This is a genomic window from Oceanospirillum linum (genome assembly GCF_001995095.2).
GTDB lineage: Bacteria > Pseudomonadota > Gammaproteobacteria > Pseudomonadales > Halomonadaceae > Oceanospirillum > Oceanospirillum linum.
In genome coordinates, this window is the sequence record NZ_MTSD02000050.1 from 1 (window position 1) to 543 (window position 543).

Annotated in this window: 1 pseudogene; it reads left to right on the forward strand. The window is 44.0% G+C overall.

The window, feature by feature from the left end:
• Positions 1–294: 294 nt before the first annotated feature.
• Positions 295–543, forward strand: a pseudogene (locus BTA35_RS17790) (hypothetical protein); the annotation flags it as partial.

Genomic DNA, 543 nt, shown 5'->3' on the forward strand with positions numbered 1-543 from the left:
GGGTACTTCTTCAGGGCAAATGGCTAACGCAATCATGAAACCATGCAACCCGATAATATCAAGGGCTTCTGGATCTACTAGGTCAGACTCCAAGTATGTGTAGAGCTGGTCTAGAGCATCTTCTGCAATCACAGGCACTGGGATTGATTCTTCCGTCATGGGTGCCTCGTTATGCGATAAGCAAGTAATAAAATCGGTGCAAAGCACTATTGTAGCGACAACAGGGGGAACACGGCAGCCCTGAAGCTAGATCTTGTGTAAAATCGAAAACTTTAATTTTAATGGAGGTTGATAGTGCCTGCGACTTTGCCATTGTTTTCACAAGAATTGTCTATCCCTAAGTGTATTAATCCTCGTGATCCTGCTGAGGCTGCAATAGCTTTGCGCTATGTCATGATGTTCTGGTTAGCCAAGGCAGAACAGCATTTATTGAAAAACTTTCCAATGCCGGAGCTTGACCTTAGCTTACGTGGTCGTTGTGCAGGGCAAGCTTATCTACAAGTTTGGCGAGTGCGTTTTAATTTGCAGTTATTAAGTGAAAAC